Origin of the sequence: Acetobacter papayae, from assembly GCF_047721125.1 — a bacterium.
GTDB lineage: Bacteria > Pseudomonadota > Alphaproteobacteria > Acetobacterales > Acetobacteraceae > Acetobacter > Acetobacter papayae.
Genome location: NZ_JBDNWF010000029.1, coordinates 1 through 25,653, shown reverse-complemented (window position 1 = coordinate 25,653; position 25,653 = coordinate 1). Strand labels below are relative to the sequence as shown.

General features: G+C 57.9%; 29 protein-coding genes. 6 read left to right on the top strand and 23 right to left on the bottom strand.

Features of this window, described 5'->3' with window-relative positions; translation table 11 throughout:
• Position 1: 1 nt before the first annotated feature.
• The 22 genes from ABF757_RS09255 to ABF757_RS09150 all read right to left on the bottom strand — a co-directional run bounded on the left by ABF757_RS09255 (position 2) and on the right by ABF757_RS09150 (position 21,881).
• Positions 2-1,741: a hypothetical protein gene (locus ABF757_RS09255; RefSeq protein ID WP_415481923.1), complete on the bottom strand. Its 1,740-nt coding sequence runs from the start codon at positions 1,739-1,741 to the stop codon at positions 2-4.
• Positions 1,742-1,744: 3 nt separating this feature from the next.
• A complete protein-coding gene (locus ABF757_RS09250; protein WP_415481922.1) occupies positions 1,745-6,652 on the bottom strand; it encodes a phage tail protein in 4,908 nt (1,635 codons plus the stop codon).
• 1 nt (position 6,653) lies between these two features.
• Complete coding sequence (locus ABF757_RS09245) at positions 6,654-7,388, bottom strand: hypothetical protein (protein ID WP_415481921.1); 735 nt, start codon at positions 7,386-7,388, stop codon at positions 6,654-6,656.
• Positions 7,389-7,708: 320 nt separating this feature from the next.
• Positions 7,709-8,149, bottom strand: a complete 441-nt coding sequence (locus ABF757_RS09240; RefSeq protein ID WP_415481920.1) for a hypothetical protein — start codon at positions 8,147-8,149, stop codon at positions 7,709-7,711.
• Positions 8,150-8,234: 85 nt separating this feature from the next.
• Complete coding sequence (locus ABF757_RS09235; RefSeq protein ID WP_415481919.1) at positions 8,235-9,470, bottom strand: phage tail tube protein; 1,236 nt, start codon at positions 9,468-9,470, stop codon at positions 8,235-8,237.
• An 81-nt stretch (positions 9,471-9,551) separates the two neighbouring features.
• Positions 9,552-9,974, bottom strand: coding sequence for a hypothetical protein (locus tag ABF757_RS09230; protein WP_415481918.1), 423 nt, complete (start codon positions 9,972-9,974; stop codon positions 9,552-9,554).
• Positions 9,949-10,302 carry a hypothetical protein gene (locus tag ABF757_RS09225; protein ID WP_415481917.1) on the bottom strand — a complete coding sequence of 118 codons (354 nt, stop codon included), beginning with the start codon at positions 10,300-10,302 and terminating at the stop codon, positions 9,949-9,951. Before ABF757_RS09225 ends, ABF757_RS09230 begins: the two co-directional genes overlap by 26 nt.
• On the bottom strand, positions 10,299-10,937 hold the full coding sequence (locus ABF757_RS09220) for a phage head-tail connector protein (RefSeq protein ID WP_415481915.1): 639 nt from the start codon (positions 10,935-10,937) through the stop codon (positions 10,299-10,301). The genes ABF757_RS09225 and ABF757_RS09220 overlap by 4 nt, the downstream gene beginning before the upstream one ends.
• A 9-nt stretch (positions 10,938-10,946) precedes the next feature.
• Positions 10,947-12,155 carry a phage major capsid protein gene (locus tag ABF757_RS09215; RefSeq protein WP_415481913.1) on the bottom strand — a complete coding sequence of 403 codons (1,209 nt, stop codon included), beginning with the start codon at positions 12,153-12,155 and terminating at the stop codon, positions 10,947-10,949.
• A 62-nt stretch (positions 12,156-12,217) separates the two neighbouring features.
• Complete coding sequence (locus ABF757_RS09210; protein WP_415481912.1) at positions 12,218-13,072, bottom strand: HK97 family phage prohead protease; 855 nt, start codon at positions 13,070-13,072, stop codon at positions 12,218-12,220.
• Positions 13,065-14,351 carry a phage portal protein gene (locus ABF757_RS09205; RefSeq protein ID WP_415481911.1) on the bottom strand — a complete coding sequence of 429 codons (1,287 nt, stop codon included), beginning with the start codon at positions 14,349-14,351 and terminating at the stop codon, positions 13,065-13,067. The genes ABF757_RS09210 and ABF757_RS09205 overlap by 8 nt, the downstream gene beginning before the upstream one ends.
• 47 nt (positions 14,352-14,398) lie before the next feature.
• On the bottom strand, positions 14,399-16,096 hold the full coding sequence (locus ABF757_RS09200) for a terminase large subunit (protein WP_415481910.1): 1,698 nt from the start codon (positions 16,094-16,096) through the stop codon (positions 14,399-14,401).
• Positions 16,096-16,407, bottom strand: coding sequence for a hypothetical protein (locus ABF757_RS09195; protein ID WP_415481909.1), 312 nt, complete (start codon positions 16,405-16,407; stop codon positions 16,096-16,098). The genes ABF757_RS09200 and ABF757_RS09195 overlap by 1 nt, the downstream gene beginning before the upstream one ends.
• 161 nt (positions 16,408-16,568) lie before the next feature.
• Entirely contained in the window at positions 16,569-16,778 is a 210-nt protein-coding gene (locus tag ABF757_RS09190) for an HNH endonuclease signature motif containing protein (protein WP_415481908.1), read from the bottom strand.
• A gap of 227 nt (positions 16,779-17,005) precedes the next feature.
• On the bottom strand, positions 17,006-17,443 hold the full coding sequence (locus tag ABF757_RS09185; RefSeq protein ID WP_415481907.1) for a DUF6362 family protein: 438 nt from the start codon (positions 17,441-17,443) through the stop codon (positions 17,006-17,008).
• Positions 17,440-18,279, bottom strand: a complete 840-nt coding sequence (locus ABF757_RS09180; RefSeq protein ID WP_415481905.1) for a hypothetical protein — start codon at positions 18,277-18,279, stop codon at positions 17,440-17,442. Before ABF757_RS09180 ends, ABF757_RS09185 begins: the two co-directional genes overlap by 4 nt.
• A 101-nt stretch (positions 18,280-18,380) precedes the next feature.
• Positions 18,381-18,623, bottom strand: a complete 243-nt coding sequence (locus tag ABF757_RS09175; protein ID WP_415481904.1) for a hypothetical protein — start codon at positions 18,621-18,623, stop codon at positions 18,381-18,383.
• A gap of 50 nt (positions 18,624-18,673) precedes the next feature.
• Positions 18,674-20,185, bottom strand: a complete 1,512-nt coding sequence (locus ABF757_RS09170) for a replicative DNA helicase (protein WP_415481902.1) — start codon at positions 20,183-20,185, stop codon at positions 18,674-18,676.
• Positions 20,185-20,634: a hypothetical protein gene (locus tag ABF757_RS09165; RefSeq protein ID WP_415481901.1), complete on the bottom strand. Its 450-nt coding sequence runs from the start codon at positions 20,632-20,634 to the stop codon at positions 20,185-20,187. The genes ABF757_RS09170 and ABF757_RS09165 overlap by 1 nt, the downstream gene beginning before the upstream one ends.
• A 10-nt stretch (positions 20,635-20,644) precedes the next feature.
• On the bottom strand, positions 20,645-20,872 hold the full coding sequence (locus ABF757_RS09160) for a hypothetical protein (protein ID WP_415481900.1): 228 nt from the start codon (positions 20,870-20,872) through the stop codon (positions 20,645-20,647).
• A gap of 180 nt (positions 20,873-21,052) precedes the next feature.
• Entirely contained in the window at positions 21,053-21,529 is a 477-nt protein-coding gene (locus tag ABF757_RS09155; RefSeq protein ID WP_415481899.1) for a hypothetical protein, read from the bottom strand.
• Positions 21,530-21,680: 151 nt separating this feature from the next.
• Complete coding sequence (locus tag ABF757_RS09150) at positions 21,681-21,881, bottom strand: helix-turn-helix domain-containing protein (protein ID WP_415481898.1); 201 nt, start codon at positions 21,879-21,881, stop codon at positions 21,681-21,683.
• Positions 21,882-21,972: 91 nt separating this feature from the next.
• Between ABF757_RS09150 and ABF757_RS09145 the strand changes: the two genes are divergently transcribed.
• From ABF757_RS09145 to ABF757_RS09125, 5 genes are all read left to right on the top strand, one after another.
• Positions 21,973-22,326: a helix-turn-helix domain-containing protein gene (locus tag ABF757_RS09145; protein WP_415481897.1), complete on the top strand. Its 354-nt coding sequence runs from the start codon at positions 21,973-21,975 to the stop codon at positions 22,324-22,326.
• Between the two features lie 193 nt (positions 22,327-22,519).
• Entirely contained in the window at positions 22,520-23,035 is a 516-nt protein-coding gene (locus ABF757_RS09140; RefSeq protein ID WP_415481896.1) for a hypothetical protein, read from the top strand.
• Between the two features lie 187 nt (positions 23,036-23,222).
• Complete coding sequence (locus ABF757_RS09135; protein WP_415481895.1) at positions 23,223-23,477, top strand: hypothetical protein; 255 nt, start codon at positions 23,223-23,225, stop codon at positions 23,475-23,477.
• On the top strand, positions 23,477-23,776 hold the full coding sequence (locus ABF757_RS09130; RefSeq protein ID WP_415481894.1) for a hypothetical protein: 300 nt from the start codon (positions 23,477-23,479) through the stop codon (positions 23,774-23,776). The genes ABF757_RS09135 and ABF757_RS09130 overlap by 1 nt, the downstream gene beginning before the upstream one ends.
• The gene (locus ABF757_RS09125) at positions 23,745-24,089 is read left to right on the top strand and encodes a hypothetical protein (protein ID WP_415481893.1); all 345 of its coding nucleotides are present in this window, start codon (positions 23,745-23,747) and stop codon (positions 24,087-24,089) included. The genes ABF757_RS09130 and ABF757_RS09125 overlap by 32 nt, the downstream gene beginning before the upstream one ends.
• 90 nt (positions 24,090-24,179) lie before the next feature.
• On the opposite strand, the gene ABF757_RS09120 is transcribed toward ABF757_RS09125, so the two are convergent.
• Positions 24,180-24,338 carry a hypothetical protein gene (locus ABF757_RS09120; RefSeq protein ID WP_415481892.1) on the bottom strand — a complete coding sequence of 53 codons (159 nt, stop codon included), beginning with the start codon at positions 24,336-24,338 and terminating at the stop codon, positions 24,180-24,182.
• A gap of 83 nt (positions 24,339-24,421) precedes the next feature.
• Between ABF757_RS09120 and ABF757_RS09115 the strand changes: the two genes are divergently transcribed.
• The gene (locus ABF757_RS09115; protein WP_415481891.1) at positions 24,422-25,522 is read left to right on the top strand and encodes a tyrosine-type recombinase/integrase; all 1,101 of its coding nucleotides are present in this window, start codon (positions 24,422-24,424) and stop codon (positions 25,520-25,522) included.
• Positions 25,523-25,653 lie beyond the last annotated feature (131 nt).

Sequence of the window (25,653 nt, the reverse complement as noted above, 5' to 3'; positions counted from 1 at the left end):
ATTACACCAGTATCTGCAAGGTGACGGTCTGATCCGCCGCGCGGATCTGTTCAGCCACGACCACGCCGATGGCACGTTGCTCCAGACCAGGAGCGGGAGCAGTCAACCCGACGATATCACCCAGCTCAATCTGCCAGGCATAGAACTGGGGAATGGATACTGCCCAGAGCCTGCGCTGTACGCCCCAGAGGGCTCCATGGCGCTGGGCAATCAGGGCGGCATCATCCTGCCTGCTCAGCGCCGTGCTGATTGTGTCCGGGTCGTTAGGCACGCGGTAACGCGCCTTTGTCTCGGGTGAATACCAGATGGCGGCCCGGTCCTGCTGCGCAACGAAGGACTGCTGGGAGCCGGTAATCTGGGGGTGTAGGCTGGAACCCGCTGCCTGCACGGTGAAGTTATGTCCAAAACCTATCCTCCAGCGCCATGTCGGCGGGTCCAGAGAGCTATCCAGCGCATCAGCCGCCAGGTCCGTGATGATATCGGCCGTTAATTCCGCAACCACACTGCTGTCTGTTTCTGGGGCCAGAAGCAGAATGGGCAGTAGCGTTCCCGTGCGGGTAGGTGTCAGTGTGATCCCTAGCCCAGACAACAGGGCAGTAACGGCCTCTTTCCCTGTCACGCCTGCCGAACCATCCCAGAACCATCCGCCGGGCCATGGTGCTATGGTAGAGAAGGCGGGCCATGCCGGATCCACATAAGCAGACGGCAGCAACATATCCTCAAGCAGGAACTGCCGCAGGATATCAAGAACATTGGTGGGGGCAGCACCTGACCTGAACTGCCCGGCGGCATCCACCGTAATGGCATAAACCGGCTTGGTGCCCAGACGGAACCATGTGCCATAGGCCCCGGTCTGCACTGTGTAGGTACCGGGCGCCGGAGCTGCGGCGTAGATATCCACTACCTGACCAGCAAAGGCGATGCCCCCGGCATATCCGCCTTCATACAGGGCGGTGATGGAGGCTGGCCCATCGGACACCTGATAGACATAATTCACGCTGTCAGTCAGGGTCGGGGTGATGTTGCTGGCCCGACCTCGCAGACGCGGTGCGAACCGCCCAGCCACATTGCTGTCTCCATCCAGTTTGCCAGTGCCACCATAAATGGAAATCGGCATGGTGCTGGACAGCCAGTAGGTGGCATCAAGCAGATCAACCTGCACGCTGGTTCTATCGGGTTTCCAGCCTTTGCCCAGACCGGCAAAGACCGGCCCAAGGGTATCGGCTGGCGGATCAACCCAGAGGCGGCGCGCGGTATCCCACTGTTTCTGCCCGGTGCGGATCCGCACAGGCAGATGATCGTTCACGTTGGTGGCCAGCATGGTGTTGAGTTGTCCGCCGAGATTACCCAGCGTAATCGCTCCAGCAGAAAGCGAGCCACCCAGAGCATCGGCACTGAGCGTCAAAGAGCGGTCGAGGTCAAAGGCCGTGGTTACATAGGGTGGATAAGGCGTCCCATCTTCGGCCACATACCCCGCATCGGAAAACCGAAGGGTGCTGACTTTTTCGAGCTTGAAGCCTGGGGCCATAGGAGCGCCGTGGGCACTGGCCCCATGGCCGTAAAGGAACTCGATAGTGTTGGTGGAAGGCTGAACAATGTCCATCTCCACCGTACGAAAGGTTGAAAATGCCACCTGCCCGAAGCGGACGATTTTAGTAGGGCGGGGTTTGATATCAGGGGCGACCAGCGCCCCATGCGGGCGTGCGCCATGCGCCCACAGGAGAACGCTGGATTGTGCCATGGTTTAAGCTGCCTTTGCTGCCTGCACTCGGGTGAACTGCCGCAGCTCTGCGGTAATGGCCGTTTGCATGCTCTGGATTGCTGTTTTGACCTGCAGGGTCGCATCCGTGTTCTGCTGAAACAGTGTCTTTGCCAGAGACGCCGTGAAGGTATCTGAACCAAGGCTTCCGATACTCTGGAGCATGGTCAGAACCCGCTGGAAGTCATCCGCGTAGGCGGTGCCAGAACCGTCCCACTGTTTTGCGAGTGTGAGGTAGGTCTGGGCATCGGACTGGACGCGAGAGAGGGCATCGTAATCGCCGCCCATGGCCGCCTGATAGTCAGAGGTCAGATTGGCGTTGGACACGCCATACTGCGCCTGAATGGACAGCGGCGAGGCATCAGACGTTGCCAGATCCTGCACATAACCGTTCAGGCTGGAAAACACAGATGTAACCGATTGCAGAGCCGAACTGTTGTACTGCTGGAGCTGGGCGAGCGAATTACCGGCATATTGCTGCTGGATTTCCAGCCGTTCTGCCGCCAGCGTTTTATCAAGGTCAGCCATTTGTTGCTGATAGGTGGCATTCTGGGCGTAGGTGTCGCCCAGATACCCTCGCCAGCTTTCCTGCAACTGGGCAATGGCCTGATCTCCGCTGACCTGCTGGTTCAAAAGGTCAGCCCCTTCCTGATTGCCGGTTGCCGCCATGTAGCGGGCCTGCACCGACAGATCAGATTGCGCCAGACTGGTATTCTGATCTGCAATCATCTTGGCGGCTATGGCATTGCCAGTATCAAGCAGCGCCTGGGCATCCAACCCGTAGGATTTGGCGGTATCCGCCGCAGACTGGTATTTCTGCTTGAGATCATCCACCTGATCCATGAGGCTTTCAGAGCCAGCAGCCGTAACGCGCAGCAGACCCGGCATAGTGGTGCCGACAAACTCCTGTATGGCCTGAAACTGGCTTTGCAGGTTAGAGTCGGTCAGGGTTTTGCCATCCAGCGTGGAAAGGGCCGTGGCCATGTCGCCCGTGTAGCCGTTGAAGTGATCAACGGTAACATGGGTGCTATCGTCAAAGCTCTTGATGCTGACTTTCATAGTATCCATCGCATCCGATATGGATTTGATGCTGGTCACATCCTGCTGCCAGGTGCTGATATCGCTCACGCTGGTGGGCATGAGGTCTTTCAGCGCCTGTTTCAGATTGGCGTCATCACTGTCCAGTGTGCCGTTGGTGATAATATCGGACAGGTTCCGGCTGTAGCTGGTTTTGCCCTTATGGTAGTGCCCAACGTCACCAAGAGTGCCATCGTCAAAATAGACATCGTTCAGGTCAAGGAATTTATTGACGGCGCTCAATTGGGGGTTGAGCTGGCCCGTTACATCATCTCCGGCCTTGTATGTGCGTGTCCCTGAAATACCCAGATGTCCGTTCTGCGCAGAAACCGTATCCCAGGCGTAGTGGGTCTGAGAAAACAGGCTGCCGATAAGGCCGCCCAGACCGCCCAGGACAGTGCCGCCAATGACGGCACCAATCGGACCGCCAAAGAACGCCCCAAGACCAGTGCCTACGGCAGTACCAGCCAAAGCTCCCCATGTGCCATCAGAACCGCCCCCCACGCTGGAAAGCGCTGAGCCAAGGCTCATCCCGCCAGCTATCCCGCCAGCGATGCTACCGATGGAAACATTGCTTCCACCAATTTTGGTGCCAATCAAACTGCCGAGCCAGCCTTGGCCAGATGCTGATGAACTGGAGGAAGAACCGGATATCTGGTTTTTCATAGCCAGTGCCTCACCTGGACTGATCGCCCAGCCAGACGAGGAAACCGCGTCCAGGGTTTCGCCCCCCGAGCTGCCACCGCTTTCTCCAGCTCCACCAAACAGAGAGCTAATATCTGAAAGCGTTGTTCTGCTTTTGCCGTCTATGGCGTTAAGCAGCGGGTTAATCAGTGCCATGCGCGCCAGCATGGAAATAATCTGGGTTTCCACTCCCTGCAGCGTGCTCTTGAACGACATGCCACTGGACGTACCCTGCAGGAAGCCCTGCGTGATACCGTCTGAAAGCTGGTCGGTCATATTGGACAGGCTGCCGGTTACATCATCAAGCACCTGCTGCTGGTGCTGGTAGGCAATGGATGCGTCAGCCACAGCGTCAGCACTTTTGAGGTAGGCCTGTGCTGAAGCATCTGTCAGGCTTCGGCCATCACGTTCAAGCTGCTGTTCCGCCTGCATATGACTGATGAGCCTTTGCCGGGCTTCGTCATTCTGACCTAGCGTTGCAGTCTGCGCCTGCAGCACGGCCAACTGGTCGTTATTGGCTGAGGTTTGCTGGGCGAGCTGCGTTGCGGCTCTGGAGGCAGAAAGCCTGTCCAGACTGGCGGCCATTGCATCCACCTTCTGACCAAAATTGGCGCTTGTCGCACCAAAATGGTCAAGAACGTAGTTATAGGCCTCAACATAATTCGTGGCATGGCTGGCTGCGCTGCCACCTTTTTCCCAAGCTGCGGTAATCTGGTCCTGCAGCCCGATATTGCGGTTAATCACCGAAAGATTCGTCTGGTATTCCGCAGACAGAGTGCGTGCGGCGGCGGCCTGAACAAGAGACTTTTCGGCAGCAGAGGCCATGCCGCCGGATAGCGAGCGTGCCGCATCGTCTGCCTGCTGGGCGGCGCTGACCATGGTCTTGTCATATCCGGTCAAGGCCGACGCAGACTGAGCCGCCCGGTCCTGCTGTTCGATCAGATCCGCAAAGGGGCCACGCATACCTGCAAGACTGACCTGCGCGGCTTGAAGCTGCCCCGTAAGGTTCCGCATTTCTTCCGAATAGGCAGCATCAGAGACTTGTCCTGCACGATGAAGTTCTTTTTCTGCTGTCAAAGCTGTGTTCAGCATCTGTATTTTGCGCTGCTGATCAGATATTTGCCCGCTAAGGCTATTATCGGCACCAGACGCAGCCGTAACGGCTTTTTCAAGTTCAGCATAATGAGCAGTCAATGCTGATGTTGACTGAATCTGTTTGTCCTGAGCAGCGGCAACTGCTGAAGCAGCGGAAGCCGCTGCACTGGTCGCACCTGTAGCGGGGGCGGAAAATGTGGGGCTGGCTGTGCTGCCCTGATGCATAAGGCTGGCCATGTTTGTGGCACCCACTGCATTCAAGCCGCTTTCAACACCGCCTTCGATCCAACTCCCAGCAGATTGCACCACGCCAAGGAGCGATGTGCCGATGCTCCCGATAGCTGCCGGGATCTTTTCAACCCCGTGAATGATATCATCCACCACCTGCAGCGCGGTCGTGCCCATTTGCGTGAACAGATCACCGGCACCGCGCACATATTCGCGCAAGACATCCTCAGACCCGCCCATGTCGTGGCTAAGAGTACGGTAGGCCTGCTGGAATTTGGTCAGGCCCTGATCGGCTGCACCCTGTACCGTATGATCCAGAGTATCCATGAGCAGGCGCAACGCCCCGGCTTCATTCCCGGCCTGCTGCATATGCTGCACCATAAGCACAAGCCCTGCATTGAAGCCCGGCATACCGCTCTGGGAGAAGCTCTGGGCGGCCTGCGCCGGATCGTGGATAGCGGCCGCCATGGTCTTGGCGGCTTCGGGCACAGTAGTGCCCATGACGGCAGACAGATTCCGGGCTTCTGTAGTCAGCCGGTCGAGCTGGCTGGTATCCACTGTCGGCACCGCAACCAGCGTCTGCACAACGGTGCGACTATCATCAAGAGACAGGTTTGAACCGGCGCTATGGGTGAGGGCGCGCGCCGCCTCTTCCGCCTGTGTGGCCATTTCAGCGTAATCAGTGCGGGTGGCGCGCAGATGCTGGGAAAGCTGGGCAAGCTGCTCCTGTTCACCCTCGGCATAGGCGCCCACCTTGTAGATGGCAGCACCTGCCGCCGCAGCAGCAACCGCAATCCCGCCGGGTCCAGACAGGAAACCCGTGACACGCTGGAGTGTAGCGCCAAAGCCCCCCATGACCTGCACGGCATTGGGCACCTCGTAAAATGCTGCCTGTAGCGGGTTGCCGCCGGCCAGCACCATGTCAAAGAACTTGTGCGCCTCATCCATGAGGATGCCAACCTGATAGCCTTCCAGTTTGGCGGCATTGGTGCTGCGGATATGGGCGCTTGTCAGCCCGTCCATGGCTGCACTTGCTTCGCGCGCCACGGCAATCTGCTCCGTCAGCGTGTCCACAACAGCCTGCTGGGCCGCCACAATGCGCTGCGCATCCTGATCGGGCATACCGGAGGCGACTGCTGACAGGTATTGAACCTTGACCTGCTGCAAGCGGTCCTGCGCGGTTTGTAGCCGAAGCGTCAGACGTGAGATTGTATCTCCTGCTGACGCGCCCATCTGGTATAAGGATTTTAGGTCAGTATTGACGCCAGCCCGCAAGACATTCCCCAGACCATCAGCCGCCCCAGATGTTTGGGCCATGGCTTTTGCCAGCCCGGTAATCGGGGCATTGGCGGCGTTCAACTGGCCGTTCCATGCCAGTTGGGCATCGGTTGCAGCGGCGGTTTTCTGGCGCATCGACGCCATGCTATCCTGCAGGCGCGCCATTTCCGTTTGCGTGCGTGACAGTTCCGCCGTGATGTTGCCGGTATCACCACCAGAAGCACCCACCTTGTCGAGCTGCGTTTGTAGGGAGGCCGCTTCTGCCTTGAGAGCGGAATAAGCTTTGCGCATCGCAGAAAGGCTGGCTGTTGCGGAAGCCGCCATGTTGTCCGTGGCTGCTGCTGCGTCTCTGGCACCGCCTGCCACGGTCTGGGCGGCCTGATCTCCTGCGCTGCCCATGTCTTTCAGGGCATCGCGCGCGGCAAAGGCCTTGTCCTGCACTTCATCCAGATGCACGCCGGCAGACGCTGCCCCTTCGGCTGTCCTGTCATTGACGACGACATCAATTTCATTGACCTGCACGACTGTCATATCAGGTGATCCGTTCCGTAAGGATAAGGGTAGGGTAAAGAACCTGCTCGCCAGCCTGCCGGTCGGCACGTTCGCTCACGTAAGATGTATGTTTGCGTGCCCAGCCACCCTTGCGGGTCCAGGACAAGCCGGAGGCGATGCCAGCCCCTTTGAGGATGTAAGGAACAGGACCGCCGCGCGCGTCCCGGCCTCCTGCCAGTGGCTTAAAGGCCCGCTGTGCCGTGATGCCGTTGAAACGGCGCGGCACGATCTGGCGGACCGCCTCGACAATCTGGGGGTCAGTTTTGATCTTCTGTCCGCCCACCTCGATCTTGCGGGCATAGGGCATGGTGTTCACGATCCAGACTTCCGAGCCCATCGGAATGGTAGCTGGTGCCGTATCCCAGAGCTTACCATCCACCAGCACCGCCCAGCTCCTGCGGAACGCACCGCTACGCACCGGGGAGCGTTTGCGGCACTCATCCAGCGCCCAGTTCGCCGCCTGTGCGAGTTGGCTGAACACATAGGTAATGGTGCCGCCCGCAAGGTTAACGGTTTCCTCCGCCGCATTGCGCTTCCCATCCACCTTGGTGAGGAAAACCGGCGATGCGCGGCCCTGCTGGATAGCCGTATCCCGTATCAGGCGACTTTGCCGGGCAACAGCCGCCTGCAGGCCCTGCGTGGATGCTCCACCGCTGACCTGCAGGGTGAGCTGCTCACGCATGATGGTTGACCAACGCACTGCAGATCTGGCCATTAGCTAAGTCCTGTTCTTTTCAGACCAGAACTTAGCGTAGGTCTGGTCCATTGCGATGATACAGCGGTCAAGAAGCGCCATTTCCGCATCGGTCAGACGATGGTGCTTTGCCCACAGCCTGACGATGCTCCATGGCGTGCCCCTGGGCAGATTTTTTGAGACTGTTCCTCCAAAGGGCATACCGAACAGGGCGAGGCTTTCGCGTCTGTCTGTGGACAGGCGATGCCATGCCCGCCAGATCCAGTGGTATTGAGGAAGAGGGTCTACCCTGTCGGAAGAGGCCTCTTCATCATCCCACAGACCGGGATACTCCCCCCAGATCAGCCACCACTGGAGGGCGCTACAGAGTTTCCCTCGGCTTCCTCTGCCTGGCTGGCCCCGTCACGGGTGATAGCCCCAGCGGCTTCCCAGCAGATATTGACCAGACGGGCATATTTCGGATCCTGCAAAAGGGCCTTGAACTCATTGACCGTCACCGGCTGGGTCTGCTCGGCGTCATGAAAGAGGCCTTTCACATCAATCAGGAGAAAATCCGCCAGCAGACGTGCGTTAAGCTGGCGGCGTACCGCGTTGGGGATCAGGGCAGCCTGCGAAACGCTCGCTGCCCGCATGGCCTTTTCAAGCCGGCGGTTCTGGGCATCCAGAAAGGCGTCGGTGTAACCGCGCGTTTTGATGGAAAGGCCGGGCACCTCATCAATGGAGGCCCAAGCGCCATCATTGATGGCGTTGCTGTCAATGGCGAGATCAGAAAGAACGGGCATGAAGTGCTCCACATAAAAAGGCCGCGCGTGGCGGCCATGAAGGGGAAGGGTGTCGGTATTAGTGGACACCCCTGAAAAACTTTTTTCAGATACGGAAGATGGCGAAGGTGATGCCGCCGGGCGCCGGGTTGGCCTCGATGTCGCACTGCGCCACGACAGTGGCGTTCTTGCCCGTGATCAGGGTTTTGAAATTTCGCAGTGTGGCGTCAATGAATACGAAGACATACCCACGGCCATCATCACCCTTAACCGCAAGCGTTACCGGGCCGGTGATGCCAGACTGAACTTTCTGGAACTCGGTATAGTCTTTGAAGAAATATTCCAGCGACCCGGCAGCCTTGAAACTGCCAAAGCGGATCCCGCAGGCATCAGCATGGCCCATGCCGATATCCTGCCCGTTTCCATCCCGTGACAGGGTGATGGTTGCCTGCCGGATGCAGCCTGACGGTGCCTTGCCAAAAATCGTGGCGCCGGCGAAACCCCCCACAGTATCCATGATCAGGCTTGTCGTGCGGGGCGTTACGGTGGCCGTCAGGGCAGTGCTGGACAGCAGCATATTCGCGCACTGCATGTCATTCTGAATGGTGGGAACCTGACCCTGCTGCAGGCTGATCTGCACCTGACTGACCATGCTGCCGGGATAAACTTGGAACTGCGCGCCGAGTTTCTTCTGCACGGACCATGTTTTGTAAATGGTCCCATTCATGATGTCGGCCAGCGTAATGGTAGCTCCGTCAGCCATGACAGCACCATCGGCCACCAGAGGCGTACCGTCACTGGCGTTGAGCGTGCCAGCAGGCAGGAGCAGGCCGCCGTCAATGCCGGTATATTTGGCATAGATATCCAGCGCGTTTACGGTATCCACGACATGAATAATGCCGGTTACGGGCCATGCGCTCAGATCTGCTGATGTCAGCAACACATCATTACCACCGTGGGCAGCACTTTTGAGCGCATAGCTACCGGTCACTGCTGGCGTTGCCTTACTGTCGATGCCGACAGCAACCTTTGCAACCAGCCAGTCACTGGTGAGAACGCCCGCAAGCATGTCGTCATAAGTGCCATACGACAACGCCCCGGAAATGGACCCCGAGGCTGAAACCTGCGTTACAACCGTCTGGCTGGTTTCCGCCAGTTCATTGATTTCATCCGGCGAGGATGTGGTTTCAGCCTTGGCAAGCGTTTCTGAGGTAAAGCGCAGATCCTGCGCAGCACCAGCCTGCGGAACCTTGTAGGCGCTTTCGAGAATATAGGTGATGACACCGGCGTTTGTCTGCTCGCCAGCAGCGTAGCCGGTTGTGGACCCTGTATAGGGCGGCATGGCTCACTCCATAAAAAAAAGCCACCAAAATGGGTGGCCAAATGATCGGGAAATGGGAGGCAAATAGGAGATCGGTCTCGATCAGCCTGCTATTTGGGGAGGTAGGTTCTGGAACTCGTAGGCAACGCCAAGCGAGAACCTGTAGCGGGTTCCGTCCGTGCTCAGGTTCGGCGGGTCAAAGTGCTGCTCGAAGTAGGACAGGCCCCCGCCAGGGGAGGGGTTGGAGCGGAACGCATTGGACATGCCGATGCGCGATGCGAGAGCTGCCGGGGTTCCTGTGCCCTTGGGCACCATCAGATGCAGCCAGATCGTGCCTGTTTCCGCATTGACCGGCTCACCAGCGCCCATGCGGTCAGACAGGGCTGTGTCTGTTTCCATGACCCAATAGGCTCCGTCAGGCACCGTCTGAACGGAAGTGGCCGGATCCAGCACGCTCGCTCCATCCGCCTGTGCCGCCGCCGTGGCGCGCGCCCAGGCATCAGACCAGACTGCCGGAGATGTCATTGGCTTCCCCTCCTGATGCAATTAATGTCCAGCCACAAAGAACTGAACCGTCATAGACAGGCTGGGCATCCTTGAGGGCATAGCGCCGCGCGCCATCCATCAGGATGTCATCCGTGCGGGGCGCCCCATAGGCACCGGCCGCCAGTTCATCATTGGTGGTCTGGGCGACGAATGGGGCAATGGCTGCGCCAGTATCCAGCGTGACAGCCTGCGGCGGCGGCGCATAGGCCATCAGGACAATGGAGGTGCCGCCATTAGGCCGCCGCAGCGTCATGCTACGGCCCTTGGCCCGGATCTGGCGGCGTCTGCGGTCTGTTCTGTAATTCATCGGAACCCCGCTGTACGGTAAGGGATGAGGATGGACGCAGCTTCTTGTGGCAGGCCACCCAGGCCGGGAGCGGAAACATTCCAGCTTGTGGATCCCACCCCCTGTTCCGCCTCTGATTTCAGTAGCGGATCGCGGCCCGCACCATGCCAGAGCCCGGTTGCAATCTGCCTGACTGCCCGCTGGATATTCGGCGGGATCAGCAACGGATCGTTCGAACCCGGCAGGGCATACCCGGCCGTATAATCAATGGTGTAGCTGCCAGCAGACCAGAGACGGCCGCCTGTGTCTGCCGGGTAAATGATGGCAGAAGCCGGATCCACGTTCAGAGCTTCGACCTGTTCAGGCGTCAGAGATACAGTGCCAATAGACATGGCTTTTATGGACAGAAGAGGCCAGCGCCCAAGGACAAGCTGTAGCCGCTTTGCACCCGGCTCAATCGTAATATTGTCCCGCCAGACGGCTCGCATAATGGAGCGTCCGACATAGGCTAGGGCCATTCCTGACGCTTCAAGAAGCAGACTGCTAAGCCGGGCGTCTTGGCCATTGTCCGTAATGCCCAGGTCTGCTTTCAGATCTTCGAGCGAAGCCAGCGGCGCAAGCGCCGCCGGAGCCCCGACTGGGATTGTCCGTCTCATGGCATCCCCTTAGCCACCCGCAGGAGCGGCAAATGTGCCTTTGATCAGGGCTTCTGGGCGATACACAGCCAGCGCCAGCCGCTCTTCCGCGCGGATCGTGACCATGTTTTTCTGGAAATTGTCACTGTCTTCCGTGGAGATGGCAACCGCTGCCTCTTCGCGGTCGAAGATCTGGGCGGCATATTCCAAAGCCCCGGTCAAAAAGCTACCAGCGGCCATGGACAGGCTTTCCGCAACCGGCAGCCCCCATAGGACAGGGGAAGCCAGGCCGGTCGGGTTGGAGAAGACATAACGGCTCTGGGCATCCTTGGTCAGTTCGATGCTGGCCCAGTCCGTGGGGTTGAGAACGTGGCCGGTTGCCGGGTATTCGGCCAGCGTCGCCTGCAGCATGGCAAGCCGGAGCGTGTCGATCATGGTGGCATCCTTGATCGTGACCCCAGCAGGCTGGGCGTACCCGGTGGCCTGCGCCATGAGCCCTTTGAGGTTAACTCCCGTGCCATCACCATTGAGAAGCTGCATGTCTTCACGCAGCTTGAGGCCATAAATCAGTCGCCCGTTGATGTAAGACTGGAGCATGGGGGCATCGGCCAGAACCTGTACGGACGCCAGCACAAAATGGGCAACCGTACGGACAGGCAGATTTTCCAGATCAAAGGTAATATCCGACTTTGGCTTGGCTACACCGGGGTTTTCCGCCACTTCCGCAGCGTTGTTCGTAAAGCCCGTTTCCTTCACGTAGTCGATGGCATTGGAAGCTGTGGTGCCGGGCATCAGCAGATCGCGCACAACCAGCTTGCGCTGGGGCTGCGCGACAACGCCCGCCACGCGGTCGGCCACTACCAGCCCAGAACCCGACGTACCGGCGACAGTCGATGTAATATTTTTCAGCTCGATGCGAGCACGGCCTGTCCATGCACCGTTTTCCTTGAGGATGGATTTCACCTCATCGGACTCAACGACGAACTGGCCAACGCTTTTGCGTTCCTGAGCCTGAACCGGTCCGCTGCCCATGCGGGAGAATTTCTGCTCCAACTCCGTTACGCGGGCCGAAAACCCGTTCATTTCCGTCAGCGCCTTGTCAGCAGCCGCTTTGGTTTCCTCCGTCACCTTGCCAAGGTTTTTGATCTCGGCATCCGTCTTTTCGGCGTATTTCTTAACCTCGCCGGTTGCTTCGGTAAGCTGCTGGACGGCGACTTTGTATTCGTTTTCGGTAGTCATGGTTTTTCCCATAAAAAAAAGCCGCCTCAAAGGGCGGCTGTGGATAAAAAAGGCTGCTCGCGTCAGGTCAGACGAAAACCGGAAAGACTGGCGGGCACGAGGCTAGTTGGCGCGCCATCCAAGACATTCGGGTGTCTGGCGGGGCCATTCAGGGCGTTTTTGAGCGCGGATACGGCAGCTTTCAGCTCAGGAGGCAGAAAGGGTAGGGCGGATTTCAGGTCATCCGGCATCCGCTTGCCCGTCAAGGCCTCGTAGGCATCCTGCAGGTGCGTCAGAAGCTGCTGACGTTCCTCCGCTGTTGGGGCATCGTTTCCCTGAAGCGACTTCTGGTAAATGCCTAGGGCAGCTTCCAGCGCCTGCATGGCGGCCGTGGTTTGGATGGTGGATTTGAACTCACCCCCCATACGCCGCTTAAGGTCGGTAACGCGGGCCAGAGCATTGCTGGGATCATCCACAAGGCTTACCTCATGCAGGTTTGCCTGCTTTATCTGCCGTCTTGGCCCCTGCGGCTCTGTCATTTTGACAGAGCCGTCCTTGGGAATACTGAACCCGATGGACAAGCCCCCCAGAGCGCCATCCTTTATCCGCTCATAAAGCAGCCGCCCGGCGTCCGTGCCGGTGCCAGATATCTTGCCTTTGACATGAAGCCCCTTGCTATCTTCGGATACGGCACTCCATACGCCGGCAGGCACACCGTCACCTCCAAAGAAGCCGTGCATAACGTGCATGGGCAAAAGCCTGCCCTGCGCTTTACGCTCAGCAATGGACTGGGCAAACGCCCCAGGCAGAATGACATCTCCATGAGAGTCCGTATTACCGAATACGGCACCATATCCTTCTACATGACCAGCCTCACCATTGGCTCCGGCAACAGCCTTGCACTCAAAGGGAACGGCGCAGACTTCCAAATCAAACATTCTCAGGATTTCCTATTGAGCCGCCCGGCTGCGGCAGGGTTGCAGGAACTGAGACGGGGAGGGGCTGCACGTTTGGCAGAACCGCTGCCTTGCCCACATCCGACAGAGGGATGAATTGCGCCTGCACGGTCAGAATATCCCCGCCCGGCAATGGTGGATCGCCCTCTTTTGCCCTGATCTCGTTCCGGGTTTTGATACCGTTCTGGACCTGCGATGCCTCAAGCTGCGCCCGGCCCTGACTGTCTGCCCTCAAAAGGGCATCGACATTGTGCTGTGCGAAATACACCTCCTTTTCCGCAGGCTGCAGAAGGCAGCGCGTAATGGCCTGCTCAATCCGCACGAGCCACGGCTGGAGCGTGTATGTCAGGAACCAGAGGTTCATCTGTTCCAGACCAGAGCCCCAGGCCGTGGACTTCTCCATGCGCCCGATCATGACCGGAGCAACCCCAAACCAACGGCACAACGTTTCCACATTGAAGCCGCGGGTCTGGAGAAGCTGCATATCCTCAGGTTTCATCCCTATGGTCTCGACAGACCAGCCACCTTCCAGCAGCGGTGTTTTGCCCGCATTGACCGCACCTGAGTAGTCGGCAAGGATCTGCTTGACCCGTGCTTCCTGATCTTCAGGAACCCAGTCAGGACTTTTGATGTAGGTCTGGCTCATCAGCCCATTGGCGAACATACGGCCTGCCGCCTCTTCCGCCGCCATAGCACTGCCCATCTGCTGACGGCCGGCACTGACAGGAGAAATCCCCATCATGCCATCCGTGCAATAACCCTTGATGTGGAAGATACTATCTTCCGTAAGGGTGAGCGTCTGGCCCTGATAAACATAGGTATAGATCAGCATTCCCGTACCGCCGTCCCGCTGTACGGTCATTCTGTCAGGCCTAAGCGGGTTAAGCGCCACAACCCGCCGCCCGGCCGTGCCGTCGCTCCAGATGACCTGAGCAAAAGCATTACCCCAGAGCATGAGACAGGCGACCATAGCGGACCAGAATTCCATGGCCGTCATGTCCGCATTGGGGGAGCTGTAGAGAATACGGTATAGAGGATGGCTCCGAGCCAAGACCGAAGAGCTGCCATCCCCTTGCCGCTGGTAGAGCTTGAGCGGCATGGCGCCAATCGTGTCGGAAATCAGCCGTGTACAGGCCCAGACCGTATCGAGCTGTATGGCGCTATCCACAGACACCATTTTACCGCTGTAGGTAGGGCCACCCGCCAGAAATGCTCCCAGACGCATATCCAGCAGGTTTACGCCTGTGACAGTCATGCTCATGGCGTTAATCGCCTTGAACATCCATCCCTGGACACGCTTCTTGAAGGTCATGCCGAGAGTAATCCTCTACGTAGGAAGCCCGCCATCGTGGGCTTAGCCTGTGGGTTTTTGGACATCAGCACCACCGCATTGAGCAGCGCCATAAGCGGGTCTATTTTCAGGTTTCCTGCGGCCTGCTTGGTGATGATGATGGCATTGCCGCGCGCCTCCACTTTGGCGTTGCTGACGGCCCACGCCATGATGGGCTGCCCGCAGTGAACAAGGGTGCCATCGGACAGTTTGCGTTCGGCCGTCTTGATGGCGCCGGAAAGCGTCCAGCCCTGCGACACTCCGACGACCCTCGGGCCATCTATGCCTCGCTCCGCAAGCGCATCTACGATGGCGCCGACTCCCATAGGGTCGAGGCCTACCATTGCCAGCTTGCCAGTCTTGCTGACGGATTTCAGGGTATCGGCCAACTGCTCGATATCGCCCCCCGGATCCTTCATGACCCAGAGATCCCCCTGCTTTTCAAAGTCGAGAAACTGGCTGGCCTCCTTTTTGCGGATCTCAAGCACGTTGAGGTTGACCCAGCTCCGCGACCAGCAGAGCCATTCAGCAGTCACGCTGTCACGCCCCAGAACGACGAGGGCCAGTAGATCATCCAGACCGCCGCCGTCGATACCGGCCACAATTACGTCTGCCCGGTTCTGGATTTCTGCCAGTGTCAGCTCATCGTCAGCCTGATCCAGCCAGTAATCAGCTCCGGCCCAGCGGTCATTACGCAGGGCAAGGCCGATTTCCACATTCAGATGCTGAGAAGCCCAGCGTATCAGTTCCTCCAGACCGGCACTGCGCGCCTCGCTGTAGTCCTGCTCCAGACGCTCTACTGTGATCGACCGGCCTGCGTTGGGCAGTACCATCTGCCAGACAGCCGGGTTTTCCCATGGCGCGGGCTCGCCTGGGACGGTCGAAGCTTTCTGTAGATCCTCTGGCATTTCGTAGAGGATCGGCAGGGTATGGCCTTGGGTATCACCATCACGAATAGCCCGAGCCTTCATCAGGTCAGCTTTGAACACACCGCGTGGCGGTTTCTCGCTCTGGGTAGTGATGATCAGCAAGAAAGCTTCTGGCTGGCTGACCATGCCGCCCCGGATCTGGCCCATGACGCGGGCAGCGTCCGATTTTTCAGCAATCACATGCTCTTCATCGACCAGAACACCAGCCGGTTTTACGCCGGTCATCACGTCTGGCGAGAATGTCTTGATCTGGAGCGTGGCCCCGGACTGCAGAAACGTGATGGTTTTCTTGTGTGCCTGAATGTGGAACCGCCGGCGCAGCCCTCTATCCAGCTCAATCATACCCGTCGCCTGGTCAAAGGCGAGCTGGGCAATTTCCTTTGTCGGGGCGACAATCAGAAATTCCGCCCGTGGTCTGTCGTTGATCATGACAGAGGTGAGCATGAGTGCAGCGCCAAGCGTGGTTTTGGCGTTTTTCTTGGGCACAAGCAGGAACAGCTCGCGTATCATGCGCTCCCGCGTAGTCGCATCCAGAGAGCCATGCAGGGCCATGACGATCTCGCGGAACCAGTCTCCGCAGGCTTCCGACAGAGCTGGCGTGCCAGGTACATCAGGAATACGGAGCCGGTTAAATATCCTGACTGCCCATTCTGCCCGCGCTTGGTCGAGATGGGGCAGCTCTGGCATAAGGGACTGGCCTGAGCGGATACGTTCGCGCCAGTCACGGCAGCTCAGATCCCATACCATCAGTGAACGCCTCCTGCTGCGTTGCGTGGGTCAAGATCATGCGTCCAGTCATCCCCCGCGCCCGGAGCATTCGCCAAGTCTGTCTGGCCATCTTCACGAGCCGGGGCAGGCTTCGCGTGCATGAAAGGCATCGCCTCTTTTGCTGCCAGCATACGTAGATCCAGCGGGGCGTTAGGGTCTCTCAGGATTGCCAGCCAGAAATCCAGAGGTCGAAGGCTTTTGCCTTCAGGGAGATCTGGGCCTTTCCAGTCTTCGGTTGTGACCGCTTTTTTCTTACGGCCAGCACCCGGACGAGCGCCGCCGCGTGCCATCACTCCCTCCTTTGATTGTTTGATTGAATTCAAACGCCAGAAAAAAATCTGCGCGTGAGCCTGGCGCGGTTAGGGTGCCCGTGACGGGTTAGACTTTTGACCCGCCCCACCCCAGAGGGCTGGCGCCCGGAAATTACCGGAAAATGGCTGATTTCTGCCGTTTATTCGCGGCCATGACGTTCGGCCATCCGGGCTGCGCGGACCTTGGCGGTCTTTTTGGTGTGGCAGGAGCCACAGAGCAGCCTGATATTGGCGGGGTCCAGCAATGCCCCACCATCTTTGAGTTCGTGAACATGATCGCCAAATAGGCGAACACCTGACCGGCCACATTCCTGACAGGCATCACCGCGACTGGTGACAAGCTGCCGCATTAACTGCCTCCACGGTCGGGACAGATAAAACGGATCAACTCGCTTAGGCGGCGGTTGGGCTATGCGGGTATCTATTGTGGGCAGGCCAGAAGACAAGCATTTGAGGCGTGGTGCCATTGCAGCGTTCCGGGCAATAAAAAAGGCCGCGTAGCCTGTAGGCTGCACGACCCCGAAGTATGGTTGTTAAAAGAGTGCATTTTGGGGGATTTGGGAAGACAAAAATGCACTCAGGCGTAAGTTTTTTTTGTAATCTCAGCTATGCCCCTGAAAAACCAGCTTTTAACGGTTTTATGGTCGCGGCCCATTCTGTCGCCAATCTGGCGCCAGCTATACCGATGCCGAGCAGAAAGCGGGTGTATCATCATCCAGAACAGAACGACGCGACGATGTGCCGTGTTCTGGATCCACGACACCCAGCCCATGGCTTCATCCATGCGGGAGATTGCCGCGGCGCTAGGCATGGGCGGCCTGATTGCACTTTCTGCTGTCAGGCTCAACAGATCGTCCAGTTCCATGAGTGTCTCTTGCCATGACGAACCGTAACAGGCCGGGCGCAGACCATGAGATGGCATACAGGCGAGCGTCAGACCGGCCTCGAACAGGCGATGCTCAACCTGCTCAGCCATTTCTTGCCCTGATAGAGGCGCGCGGTTTGCTGCGCTCATGCTGCTGCCTTACCAAAGTAATCCTCCAGCCGAGGCATTGGCCCCTGAGCGCCGGAACGCATCCATGCGAGCATGTCGCGCTCAAACGCCTGACCGGCCTTGCGGCGTTCTGGCGTCATGGCAGCCTCAGGCACATCGCCAGCAGCGATCGCAGCCTTCACCGCAGGCGTGAAATACCCGATATGCTTGGGCTTCCAGCCGCTATCTTTCGCCTGTTGGCGCTCGGTAACGCTTGCTACGACGGCTGAAACAAGGCGGTCGATTTCATCCGGCGTCATGCCATGCGCAAGGCCATCCGCGGCCCACTGGCGAGCGGCCATCCAGTTTGACATATCCTTCACCGGGTCCAGTCCCGCCAATTCGAAAGCCTTCGGCCCTATGCGCTGATAGACCGCATCGATCGCTTCTGGTGCAGGAGCCTTAGCTATAGCTTGATTACTTTCAGTAATAGCCAGCTTAGCTATAGGCGCGTGGGTTTCTGGCTGGGTTTTCCCGGAAAGCATGGGTTTCCCTCCCTGTATAAGCATGGGTGGTAGGTGGCGTTGCGCAGGATCAGTACGCTCGGTAAGGCGGTTTTTTGTCGGTCTTCCGCCCTTTGCGCCATTCAATCGGTTTGCAATCGTGCGCTTGCTGGGCTGAAGCTCCGCCGCATATGCAAGCGTTTGCGTTTCATCATTCCATGAGAGCAAATGGGTTTTGCTTTGGGTTTCAATTTGGGTTTTCAGTTCGGTTTCCGTCATGCCGAACCGAAGGCGCGCGACATCCGCCAAAGCGGGCGCGCGGCCCATACCAAAGGTGGCTGATCCCTCGTTACCGATTTCATCAATCAGCCCCATGAGCATGACCCAGATACCAAATGCAGCCGGGCCAAGGGCCTGCATACGGATATCCCGCCCCATGTCGAAGATAAGTTTTCCCATGCATTTACGGGCCATGATCAATACACCTTCAGCCGGTAGCCATTGGCCACCGGCTCCATAATCTGACGTTCAACAAGGTGGCGGAGCGCGCCCGCCAGTTCGTCGGAGTGGGCAGAAAGCAGGCGGCACAGTTCATCCGCGGTAACAGCACCACCCATCCGGGGCTGCCTCAGCTCAGGCATGACATCTCCCAGATCCGTTAACTGGAGCCATGCTGCCCGTGCCGACAGAGGCAGCAAAGGCCACCGTCTATCTGCCATCACTGAACGGGCATGCTTCCCAAATCTCTGGCGGGGCAGTCTCATCTACTTTACTCCGGTCTGCACCATGCCGGACCGTTTACATCTTCCGATGTGTCCCGGAACCACGTTGTACGGTTAGTGAAGTGGAGATGGCACGTACCCTCTGGCCCCTGCCTGTTTTTGGGTATCAGAACATCTGCCCTGCCTTCAGCCTGATTTACCCGCTGCACAAGTTCACTTGCGCGGTTTGTGTAATCTTCATAACTTTCCTTGTCCTTTCTCGTAACACCTGCATCAGCCTGCTTTTTCAGGTAGTAGTGCTCCCGGTGCAGCAGCAGAATGGCATCGGCATCCTGCTCCAGCGCGCCGGAATCCCGCAGGTCGGACATCATGGGCCGCTTATCTTCGCGCCGCTCCGTTTCGCGGCTGAGCTGCGCCAGAACGAGAATAGGGATTTCAAGCTCTGTCGCCAGTTGTTTGAGCTGGCCTGATATTTTGGTGATCCGTTCATACGGCTTCTGGTCCGCATAATCAGACCCAGAAGACATAAGTCCCGCATAGTCCACCACAATCAGGTCAAGCCCAGCGCGGCTCCGCTTCATGCGGCGGGCGCGTGAACGCAGCCGCGCAACAGTAATGCGAGATTGCGTATCTATTTGCAGTGGCAGGGTGGCGGCTGCGCGCTCCCCCGCTTCCAGATCCCGCCATTGCCAGCCTGACAGGGCTTCGCGCTCTCCCGTCTCTACATCTTCCGGGATATCGTAGCGCCTGCCGGTGAACACAGACTGCGTGGACAGACCCGCCCACGCAGCGCCTGCCCGCGCGCCGAGTTGCGCGGCGGTCATTTCGCCAGACCAGAACAGAACACTATGACCAGCCGCCGCCGCACGGGTGGCTATGCCGAAGCCAAGGGCTGTTTTGCCCATAGCCGGGCGCGCACCCAGCAGATACATGGCGGACGGCATAAGCCCGCCTGTCATGCGATCCAGCGCACGGTATCCCCATGTGATGCCCGCGAGGCCCGTGCCGCGTTGGCAGGCATCCAGAGCAGCCTGCCTGGCAGAGCGCATGGCGTCTTCCAGACTATGCGTTGGCGCTGCCTCGACCGTGCCACGCGCGATATCCAGCAGGCCCGTTTCCAGTGCATCGACAATCTCACTGGCACCGTCTTCACCTGGGCGGGCGCAGCGATCTAGTGTTTCCGTGCAGATTTTGAACAGGCACCTGCGCACCCACGTATCCCTGATGGCTCGCGCATGGGAGGGCGCTGCCGGCACACCGATAACAGAGCCGAGTAATGCCTGCATGTAATCACCAAGGCTCATGCGACCCAGTAGGATATGCCCATCCAGCATGGAGCGAAGCGTGATGGGATCCGCCGTATTGCCCGAGTAAATGATTTTTCGGAACAGTCCGAACGTATGGCCGTTTAAGGCACTGGCAAACTGTTCTGGCCCAACGATATCATCCACCGTGGCCAGCGCCCTATTATCGAACAGGATCGTGCCAAGAAGGGACTGCTCCGCGGCGAGGTTTTCCGGTGGCTGCCGTAAGACGGACCCGTAAAAATCAGCTTCCATTATACGACCCCTACAAACCGCATGACGGGCAACTCAAAACCAAGCGCCGTCAGGACAGGCGTAAAGCCCCGACGGTCATTCTGGATGTTGGAAAGGTGCTGCTCGCTTATGCCAAGCGCGGCTGCCGCTGCCCGTTGCGTGGGATGCTGGCGAATAAAACTATTCAGATTTTCTTGAATTTCCAGAGGATGGGCCAACCGCCCTGCCTGAGATTTCACTGGATAGCGCAGGACCGGCACAAGGCCAACGACCTTTGTCACATTGGGCGACACGGACTTGAGGTTTTGCGTATCGCGCACTTCTTGCTGCTTGAGGCCATGCAGGCGCGCAAACGCCGGGACGCCGCCTGCTACCTGTATAGCTGCGTTCAGGCGGGCGCACAGGTCAATCAACTCGAGTGCCGGGGCTCCATTCATGTGCACCTCTGAGAGCGATGCAGGGCTTTGCATAATCTGATCCTTATTCCCTGACGTTTAACGGCTTCCATGTGTAGCCGCTTGAAACCCTGACCTGCCGGGCCAGATCGGGACGAATATGACCTTTCGCCAGTGCCTCCGCATTGAGTGGCCGCCGGTACTGGACGCGCTGCACAGGCTGCTTTTGCGCTGGCACCAGAATATCACTCCGCGAAGGCCAGACGCTCCACAGGGCCAATGCCGCGGCTGTGCCGGGCCTAACACGCGCCATGGGCGCTCTCCCTTTTTCTGCTTGTTTGGTCACGGACTATGCCAAGGGCAGACCGCCGCAACTTTATTGATCGCTCCGAAATTCCAAGCCGGAGCGCCTGCCGCCGGATGGGAATGCCGCAGCGCGAAAAATGCCTGAGCTTCTGATCCAGCCGCGACCAGTCTATGGCTTCACGCGGCATCAGGCTGCATCCGTTGACGGGCTATCAACCAGACAGGGCTTGTTTTCAGATATGATCTTGCCCATGCTGCCGCGGATATGTTCGGCCACCCGGATAACATCGCTCATACAACGGGCGATTTCATGGGCTTCATGCACATCCACCCGCCGGTCTTCCAGCGCCTCAAACCCGCGCTGAATGGCCTGACTGGCCTTGTCGGTGAACTCAGCCATATCCTTGGGAATATGCCCCTCACCAAAGTGCAGGGGCACCAGAGCAAAGCCCTCAGCATGGGCCATAGCCGCCAGAATAATGGGTTGCTGGGCGCAACGATCCAGAACAATGGCCACATCGACCGGCACAATAAGCGGGCTGGCCCGGTTGCCGTAATCGCTCAGGTTAGACTTGCCAACACGGGATATGGAGGCCGCAGCCTCATACCCACCAACGCGCTGGACAACCTCTTTTGTGGCAGTTTTTATTGCAGGAATAGGCATTATTCTGGCCCCCCAGCAATACCGGTAGGTATGCCACCGCGTCCCCCAGTTACGTCCATCATGCGCTTGACCACAATATAAAAGGCGCTAGCCCGAACAGCTTCCGGGTGACGGCCTGACGGGGAGGGCGTACTGGTGGGTTCATGAGGTTTCATGCTGTAAATCCTCCATCGTCTGGAACCAAAGTCTCTAACGGCACGCCTAAAGCGCGTGAAACGGCACGCAACATCTGCGTCGGAATAAAAGCTGTCCCCCGAACCCATCGGGATACAGTTGGCTCACTCACCCCTATTTGGGCAGCAAGTTGAGCTTGGGTTTTCCCCTGCTCCTTAAGGAGAGCCTTCAAAGACATGCAAAATCTTTATTCTGATGAAAGTTTCAGGTCAAGAAAGTTTTCACCAGCATGTCTGCCTGTCTCTATCCAATAGAGGCACAATACGGACATGAAGGAAAAGCAGCTAACCCCGGAAGAAATTGCCAAAAACCGCCACACACTGCGGTTCGTTAAGTCTTGGATGAAGCTGCGTAACATTACGCAAAGAAGGCTTGCAGAAGATCTTAATATGTCCGAGCCGTCAGTGTCTAAGTGGCTGAACGGCAAGGTAAATATGACACTTTCTCAATTTGTCCGGATCGCTGAACTCTTAAATGCCAAACCAGAGGAGTTATTGTTTGATCCCTCTGAAAAAGATAAAGCCAAGAAGTACAAAGAAGCGGCAGACCTAGCAGAAAACTTAGACCCAGAGGCTTTTGACGCATGGGTTGCTGCCGGAAAAGCCATGCGAAAGCGGCACTGAATTTCACCAGAAGAAATTTTTTATTGACAGAGGCTTTCACCTGATGAAACTTATCTCCATCGCCACCCCGCGATGGAGGAATGAATGCCATATACCGCACGACAGAGCCGCCGGGAGCAGTCCGCGTTAGCCGCTCCACCGCCATGTGCTAGACTTGCCGCCGTTACATCAACCATTTCAGCAGGCCCATCCTATGACCGAAAGCACCAGCAATCCGCCAACGGTAGATGTGGGGGAGATTGCAGCGGAAGGCCTGCGGCTGTGGTGTGCGCGTCAGGCGCTCGACCAAGCGCAGAAAAGGCTGGAATTTCAGTCAGCATCCATGGACAGCCTGACATCGCGGGCCGGGCAGACCATTGGCTGGAGCGTTACCCTGTCCTGCGCGTTGTTGGCGCTGACAATCAACCAAAAACTGCCCTGCACGATGCTGTCTGTTTGCCTGTTTTCTGGCCTGACGGCCGCTTGTGCCGCAATGGTGTTGCGGCCGAGGCAGTGGGTTCCCCCAACGCAGATGCCAGATTGGTTCCTGCATACCGCGTTGCGGAACGAGCTGGCCGTGGTGGAACAGCAGGCGCTCAGTTTTCAATCGGGTATACAGGAGAACAGGGGCCAACTGACAGTATGCTCCCGGTGGCTGGTCTGCTCATGGGCCAGCTTTGCGGCTATTCCCGCTGTCGGTGCGCTGGCCCATATTATCACCGGGAGGTAGCAGCCGGTTACCGCGGCCTTGGCGCCTGCTTGGTTTCCTTTTCTGGTGCAGGAACACGCTCTGGTAGTGGCGTAGGCTTCCTATCGTCTGACATTGGTTTCCTCATCAAGTCTGTTGCAAGTCCGATGATGGAAGATGCTGGGGAGTACCGCAAGGCGCTCCCCAGCGCAGCAACAAGGGGGCGCGCATGAGCCCCGTTCAGTCCCTCGCATCCACTCGGGATGTGATCATATACGACCCACATCCCCGCCCGTGCGGACTGGGAGCCTATCCCATTATAGCGCGCGAAGTGCGGGTAGAGATGCATAACGGCCAAGCGCGACACCATATCGTGCGCTTTGCCAATGGCCAGCATGTCCGCCTTAGCGCCGCATGGGTGCGGCCTATCCCGCATGTGCCGGGCATGGGGCCGGTAACATCCAGCCTTGCGGAGTGCCTGTAATGCGGGAGCGCAGCAATATTCGCGTGCTTAATCAGGATGCCCGCATTCTGGAAATGGTGAAACAGCTACGCCACCACGCCGACAATTTTGGGCAAGCGGCATTTTCATGCCGGGCTGAACTGTTCATGCCTGCCGCAAACGCACTGGATGCAATCGCCGCCTGTATGCGCGACCAGGCGGACAAGATGGCCATGAGACTGCGCCGCCCCATTGTGGCGAATGATGCGCCCAGCATTGCCGATGCCACAGGCCCATGGAGCATGAGCGATGCCCCGGTACCAGATTACTCTGACCAATAACGGGCAGGGCCGGTATTCCGGTGTTCTGGCCGACCTGCAGAATGGTTATCAGATCCGGTTCCCGGATTGCAGCAGGCACAGGCAGGACGGCCGGAGCGTGATTACCGGCCACAGCGCGCCTGACCTGCCGGATTGGTTTTTGGAAATGACAGTCATTCAGCAGGGGCTTTTTAGCATCCTGCTGTCTGATCCCTTTTTTCAGATCGAATTTGCAGAGTGTGAGCTGGATGAAACGGGCGATGCCCCCGCGATTATCGGCTGGACAGATACTGTCCACGTTCTGAACCAGAACAAGAAAGACGATGTAGCATGAGGACGAGAGTGGAACAGATTGCTGCGTTAGCATGCATATTTGAAGGCGGCCCCATTGTTCACGGATGGGAAGCAGCCAGACGGTACATCCTCAAAGCGGAGCGCCGGGCAACGGAGCCTGCGCAGGCGGGGAGGATCGGAAGTGGCTGATATTCCCAAGCTCATGAAGGTGCCGGATGTCCTTGAACATCTGCAAGGCACCATTGGTCGAAATAAGCTGCTCGAACATCTGAAGAATTTCCCAGAGCATAACGGTGCACCAACTCACAGGCGCATCGTCGGCCGCATTGTTTTCCACCCTGATGATATTATCCGGTTGATTGATAGTCTGGAATGTCGCTCAAAATCGTCACACGCTCCGGCAGAAAAACGCTCTACATCCGCGGGACTGTCCGCGGACAAAGCCTATTCGAAAGCACTGGCACTGCTAACCCCGTCCAAGCGGAAGCCTTCAGGGCGAAACGCGAAGCGGAACTCTGGACAGAATCTGTCTATGGGAAGAGGGCAACCGTAACATTTGCCCATGCAGTAGCTGCATATATGGAAGCCGAGCCTAGAACTGAAACAACACGCACGCATTTGCGTAGACTTTTGCAGCACTTTGGCACGACAAAGCTTGCAAGCATCGGACAGCAGGATCTGGACGATGCTTACAAGAGCATATTGACCAAGGGCGCACAGGCCTCGGGGGCTACGAAACTACGTGCAGTGCTGACACCGTTACGCGCTGTTCTGGAGTTTGCTGCAATACGCGGTTGGTGCAACAAACCAGCATTTCAGCGCCCCAAGGTGCAGCAAGTTCGCATGCAGTTTCTTCGCCCAGCAGAAGCCTCAGCCCTGGTAGAATCGGCCGCACTCCATATCCAACCCCTGCTAATTTTCCTGATTGGAACGGGCGCCCGTATGTCTGAGGCTCTTGAATTGGACTGGAAGGATGTGGACCTAGTTGGGAAGCGCGCCGTGGTCTGGCAGAAGCAAGATGATGAACGACACATAGATCTACCCCCAGTCGTGGTGCGAGCGCTGGAAGGCATAAAGGGGAGAACGGGCCGCGTATTCCGCCCAGTAAGATGCAAGAGACCTTATGGCTCTCAATCCAGCAAGCAGATCGGGGCAACCTACTATGACACCGGGCGCACGGGTGGGGGGCAGATCAAGACTGCGTGGGCAACAGCTTGCAGGAAGGCCAGCCTACCGGGTCATGACCGCGTATGGATCCCAAAGGGCTCGGTCAAAGCGAAAACCAAGTTTGTGCCCGATATAACCCCGCATTGTCTGCGGCACACGTTTGCAACATGGCATTACTGCTTACACCGGGATTTACTTCGCCTCAAAGATGATGGCGGGTGGCGTACCATTACCATGGTGACGCGCTATGCAAAGAAAATGCCTGATGTGTACCGTGATGAAATCAAACAGTGGCTCGGGCTCTGATACGTGCCGAATCGGAGCCACGACCGCAACTCATTGAAAAAAATACCATGAAAACAAACACTTAAATGTTTTTTTCTTTCGGCCTTCACACGGCGGGGGTCACAGGTTCAATCCCTGTCGCACCCACCACG